The sequence below is a fragment of the Ruminococcus sp. genome, assembly GCF_024684275.1.
In genome coordinates, this window is sequence record NZ_JAIKXF010000121.1 from 1 (window position 1) to 5912 (window position 5912).

Annotated in this window: 5 protein-coding genes; 4 read left to right on the plus strand and 1 reads right to left on the minus strand. The window is 37.4% G+C overall.

Features of this window, described 5'->3' with window-relative positions; genetic code table 11:
• Positions 1-975 (minus strand): PDDEXK nuclease domain-containing protein (locus K5677_RS13410; protein WP_296728958.1); only part of this gene is annotated, 975 nt, incomplete at its 3' end.
• 527 nt (positions 976-1502) lie between these two features.
• On the opposite strand from K5677_RS13410, the gene K5677_RS13415 reads away from it, so the two are divergent.
• From K5677_RS13415 to K5677_RS13430, 4 genes are all read left to right on the plus strand, one after another.
• Positions 1503-4241, plus strand: coding sequence for a DEAD/DEAH box helicase family protein (locus K5677_RS13415; protein ID WP_296728961.1), 2739 nt, complete (start codon positions 1503-1505; stop codon positions 4239-4241).
• A gap of 11 nt (positions 4242-4252) precedes the next feature.
• Entirely contained in the window at positions 4253-5395 is a 1143-nt protein-coding gene (locus K5677_RS13420; protein ID WP_296728964.1) for a TIGR02391 family protein, read from the plus strand.
• 14 nt (positions 5396-5409) lie between these two features.
• Positions 5410-5616 carry a hypothetical protein gene (locus tag K5677_RS13425; RefSeq protein WP_296728967.1) on the plus strand — a complete coding sequence of 69 codons (207 nt, stop codon included), beginning with the start codon at positions 5410-5412 and terminating at the stop codon, positions 5614-5616.
• Positions 5617-5626: 10 nt separating this feature from the next.
• Positions 5627-5912 (plus strand): hypothetical protein (locus tag K5677_RS13430; protein ID WP_296728969.1); only part of this gene is annotated, 286 nt, incomplete at its 3' end.

Consider the following 5912-nt stretch of genomic DNA (forward strand, 5'->3'; position numbering starts at 1 on the left):
CTCTTCCTCAGTCGGAAGGTATGTGAAATACTTTGAAGCGAATATCTGGTTATTGCCTTCTGGCAGAGTATATTTTACAATTGCATCATTTTTCTCAGCACACAGCACGATACCGATAGGAGGATTATCTCCCTCGTTCATAAGCTCTCTTGTGTAGTAATTAACATACATCTGCATCTGTCCCAGATCCTGATGTGTCAGTTTATCAGTTTTCAAATCAAACAACACAAAGCATTTGAGGATATAGTTGTAAAAAACAAGGTCAATGAAGAAGTCCTGCCCGTCAAGAGTAAAACGCTTTTGCCGTGATACAAAGGAAAAGCCGCGTCCAAGCTCCAAAAGGAACTGCTGTAGATGGTCTATCAGAGCCTGTTCTATATCGCTTTCATATACATGGGTATCAGGCTTTATCTGTAGAAATTCCATGATATACGGGTCTTTTATCGCTTTCTCATACTCTGGCTTTGGCGTGCTGGTTTGTATTTCCGCTGCCACCGAGGACTTGTCCTTGCTTGCAAGCAGCCGCTGATAGTACATCGTATTGATCTGCCTTTCAAGCTGGCGGACGCTCCACGCTGATTTTGCACATTCTTCTGTGTAAAAATCACGGGCAGGCTTATCGGCTATCTTCATAAGTATGCGATAATGCGACCAGCTCAATTCGGCACACAGTGTGTGCCGATTCGGGAAACAGCTATAAAACTGACGCATTGCACGCAGATTTCGCTCTGTAAAGCCTTTTCCGAATTCGGCGGTAAGTTTGTCAGATAGGTACTTCAAAAGATTTTTGCCATACTCAGCTCTGTCATTTTCTCCGCAAGCCTTGTATATCTGCTCGCCAATCTCCCAGTAAGCAATTACCATTGCAGTATTGACAGCGGCATACACTTTATTTTGCGCTGTTATAACAAAAGAACGTATGGAAGTATATATATCCTCTGAATTGCTCTCAGATTTTATGATTTCATTATCCATAGGGTTCGCCCTCATTTCCTGATGATACACCTATTATACCATACTTAGCCCTATTTTTCAAGAGATTTCTCGGCAAACATTCCATAAACAGAGTGTATTATTCAACAATATAATATTGCCGAAAGCTATAGCAATTGTATGTTCTCTTGTGATATTGTAGTATACGAGTATAAAAATGCGATCCGTATAATCTTGTTTCAGAAAAACTCTTTGTTAATGATAAAACACTGATTTATTATTACTATAGAAACGAAACATCGAAAAATAACTTCATTGATGATAGCATAAAAGGTAGCTTGAATATCAAGCTGGTTGATAATAAACTGTCTGTTATTAAGTATATATACAGGAATACTCCTACTGATAATGACTCAATATGAAAACGAAGTGCAGGTATCGTTGAACTTACATTAATTTTTTTATATTTTATTGTAAGACTGTTTATAGATTTTAATTGACATTTGTAGCGAATTGTGCTATAATTATAATTGGTAAATTATAATTTTTTGTAAAGGAGTGCAGAAATTATGACGCCTGAACAGAAAGCAAGAAAAATAATTGATGAAAAGCTACTAACTTCTGGTTGGATAATTCAAGATGTTAAAAGATTAAATCCTAATGCTGCTGTCGGCGTCGCTGTACGCGAATTTCCGACAGATACTGGGCCTGTTGACTACGCACTTTTCGTAAACGGAGCACCCGTCGGAGTAATTGAAGCTAAGAAAAGTGAAGAAGGAGAGAATATAACAACTGTCGAAGGACAGTCTTCTCGTTATGCCAACAGCACATTTAAGTGGATCAAGTGTGATTACAAGATAAGATTCGCATATGAATCTACAGATAAGCTCACTCGCTTTACTGACTACAATGATGAGAAATACCGTTCAAGAACAGTGTTTTCATTCCATAGGCCGGAAACATTAGCCAGCCTTATAAGAAGAAATGACACTATCAGAAACAATATGAAGCATTTCCCAGAGTTTGACGGTACAGGATTTCGTGATTGTCAAATTGTTGCTATAAAAAATCTGGACAATTCTTTAACAGAAAACAAGCCAAGAGCTTTAGTTCAGATGGCAACAGGTGCTGGTAAAACTTTCACAGCTATAACTGCCGCTTATCGTATGCTTAAATTTGGCAAGATGAACCGAATTCTATTTCTTGTTGATACCAAGAGTCTTGGCGAGCAGGCTGAACGTGAATTCCTCGCGTATCGTCCGAATGATGATAATCGTTCTTTTTCGGAAATATACGGTGTTCGCAGGCTTAAAAGTTCATACATACCGTCTGATGTGCAGATATGCATCAGCACAATCCAAAGAATGTATTCCATTCTCAGCGGAGAAGAAACTGATGAGTCTATAGATGAGATTTCGCTTGAAGAAGTAACCTCACTTGAAAGAAAATCTCCAAAAGAAGTAGTATACAATGAGAAATATCCACCTGAATTTTTCGACTGCATAATTGTTGATGAATGCCACAGATCCATTTATAATGTGTGGAATCAGGTGCTTGAATACTTCGATGCATTTATAGTTGGACTTACTGCAACTCCGGATAAACGCACATTTGCGTATTTCAATCAGAATATTGTAAGTGAGTATTCAAGAGAACAGGCTATTATAGACGGAGTAAATGTTGGCGAGGATATCTTTCTTATTGAAACAAATGTAGGAAAAAATGGCGCTCATATCATGAAGCAGCTTATTGAGTCGCGTAATCGTATGTCAAGAGAAAAACGCTGGAAGCAGCTTGATGAAGATGTTGACTATAAGGCTTCTCAGCTTGATCGTGATATTGTCAATACAAGTCAGATAAGAACTGTTATAAAGACGTTTAAAGAAAACTTGTATACGAAACTATTTACGAGACGTAAAGAAGTTCCCAAAACACTGATATTTGCCAAAACTGATAGTCATGCTGACGATATAATACAGATTGTTCGCGAAGAATTCGGTGAGGGCAATGAATTCTGTAGGAAGGTTACTTACTCAGCTTCCAATCCAGAAACCGTACTGGCTGAATTCAGGAATAGTTACTATCCAAGGATAGCTGTTACTGTAGATATGATAGCTACAGGCACAGATGTCAAGCCTATTGAATGCTTGATTTTTATGCGTGATGTTCGCAGCAAGAACTATTTTGAGCAGATGAAAGGCCGTGGAACGAGAACTCTCGGCAAGGATGATCTTCAGAAGGTTTCCCCGTCCGCAACGGATAATAAAGACCATTTTGTTATCGTTGATGCTGTTGGTGTTACAAAGTCCAAAAAAACTGAAACAAGGACACTTGAACGTAAGCCTACTGTTTCTATGAAGGAGCTTATGCTCAATGTTGCACTCGGTGCAAAGGACGAGGATACGCTGACTTCTCTTGCAAATCGACTTGTACGCCTTAACAGTCAGATGACTATGGAGGAACGTAAGGAATTTGAGGAGAATATCGGAACACCTGCAGGTAAACTCGCTGAAGCGCTCCTCAACGCCTTTGACGAAGAGGTAATTAAGCAAACAGCAGTTAACACATTTCAGGCCGCTGAACCTGATGAAGAACAGCTGAATGAAGCTCAGAAAGCATTGATCGCTGACGCAGTAAAACCTTTCTATGATCCCGACACAAGAGATTTTATTGAAAATATCCGCAGAAGTCATGAGCAGATAATCGACAACGTCAATCTTGATACTGTTCTGTTCGCAGACTTTGACTCCGAGCAGGAAAAGAACGTTGACAGGACTATTCAGACGTTCCATGAGTTTATAGAAGTAAACAAGGACGAGATAATTGCACTTCGCATCATTTACAACGAGAGTTACAAAAACCGTCCTATGGCGATAGAAAGCCTGAAAAAGCTGTATGAAAAGCTGAAAAACAAGGGCATCACTGTCGAGCGCCTGTGGGACTGTTATGCCATAAAAAAGCCTGATAAGGTAAAGCGAGGCACAATGGCTCAGCTTACCGATCTTATTTCTATTATACGCTTTGAAATGGGATATACCGATAATTTGCAACCTTTTGCGGACAAGGTCAACTATAATTTCATGCAATGGACTCTTCGCAGGAATGCAGGTGCGGTTCACTTTACAGAGGAGCAAATGGAGTGGCTCAGGCTTATAAAAGATCACATTATAGCTTCACTCAGCATTGAACCCGATGATCTTGACCTCAATCCCTTTGACCATAAGGGCGGTCTCGGCAGGTTTTATGAGGTTTTCGGGGACAGCTATGAGGAATTATTAATGGAAATGAATGAGGTATTGGTTGCATAAAGGAGAAAACTATGGAGAATAAACTACGTGAAGATCTTTGGAAGTCAATCCAAGCTCATTATGAACGTAATGACTATACTGAAGCTGTAAGAGATGCTATATTTCATACAAGTGAACTATTAAGAGAGTTAAGTGGTATAGATGATAAAGATGGTACAACATTGATTAACGAAGCTTTGTTGGGAAAAGATCCGTCTATTCTCGTTAATAAAAATGAAACTACAACAGAACGAGACATACAACAAGGTATAGGTTTCGCTTTTAAAGGAATAATGCAATCGGTTCGTAATTTAATAAGCCACGAAAAATTCACCTATACTCAAAATGAAGCAGAAGCAATTATACTTTATATTAATTACCTTTTGAATCAAGTAGATCATTCGGGCGGAGTCACTAAAATTGATAATATAATGGAGCTGCTCTATGATGAAGATTTTACTTGTTCAGAGGAGTATGCTGAACTTCTGTTGAAAGAAGTTCCTGTAAAAAAACGATACGATTTGCTATTAAAACTGTTTTTAAATAGAGAACGATTACCACAACATCAACTCAGATACTTCATTAATCAATTGTACAGCGCTCTTTCTAAAACAACAAAAGCAGATTTTTGTAAAGTTGTAAGTAAAAACTTGATGAAATGCAAAGATGATAAAAGCCTGAGAATGTATATTCATTATTTCATGGATGCTACATATTTGGAAATTGATAAACTTGCTCAATTAAGATTAGAGGATCTAGTATATAAATCAATAAAAAATGGCGAAGTTGAGTATTATAGCGATGATGATTTTAGTCCTGCTGAGATGAGATGCAATTCAAAGGGGACATTAGGAACTTGGCTAAATGACAGAATTGAATTACTGAGTAATAAAGATAATATTATAAATACAATATCCGAAAAAATGTTTTCATCAATAAATGAGCAGAGATATGTATTCGAGTATTTCAGCTGTTATTTTAAAGAGCCATCTTCTTTTGATGATCGAGAAGTAAAAAAGATAAAACAACAATTAACAGACGGGAATGCATTATTCCAGAGGTGGCTTGAAGCTCCTATTGAGGTATTTGAAATTAAAGAGTACACCGATTTATTCGGAGAAGAATATGCTAAATGCAAAGAAATCAATGCTCAAATAGAAGAGTATCCATTTTAACAAGGAGAATCACTATGAATTTTATTGAATCACTTTGTTTTTCAAAGTTTTACGCAGTTGCATTTGGATTAGCACCAAGAAGTTCTATAACAAAACCAGAATTTGACATTGCAGTTGAATGCTTAAAGAAAATGGTTGATCAAAACATAAATCTCACGCATGAACAAAAAGAGTGTCGAAAACTATTAATTGACTTTGCAAAGGAACAAACAAAATGGTAAGGAGAAACATATGGGACTGTATGAAGGCATAAAGGATGCTATCGGCATAGCACAAAAAGCAGATAATATTGAGCTTTATAAGCAACTTCTCGATTTAGGAGCACAAGCTTTGGATATGCAGGCTGAGATTGCACAACTTCGTGAAGAAAATGCTAAATTAAAAAAGGCTAATGATTTAGAAAGCAGAATAATAATGCATAAAGAAAACTACATCACTCTTAAAGATGATGCAGATGAGATCCATTATTGTCCTAATTGTTGGGGATTGAATAAAAAGCTTATTCCTAAAACTGAAA

What these genes read in the sequence shown, in the direction of transcription:
- K5677_RS13425 (WP_296728967.1), top strand. Translation starts at nt 5,410, where the DNA reads ATGAATTTTATTGAATCACTTTGTTTTTCAAAGTTTTACGCAGTTGCA.
- K5677_RS13415 (WP_296728961.1), top strand. Translation starts at nt 1,503, where the DNA reads ATGACGCCTGAACAGAAAGCAAGAAAAATAATTGATGAAAAGCTACTA.
- K5677_RS13420 (WP_296728964.1), top strand. Translation starts at nt 4,253, where the DNA reads ATGGAGAATAAACTACGTGAAGATCTTTGGAAGTCAATCCAAGCTCAT.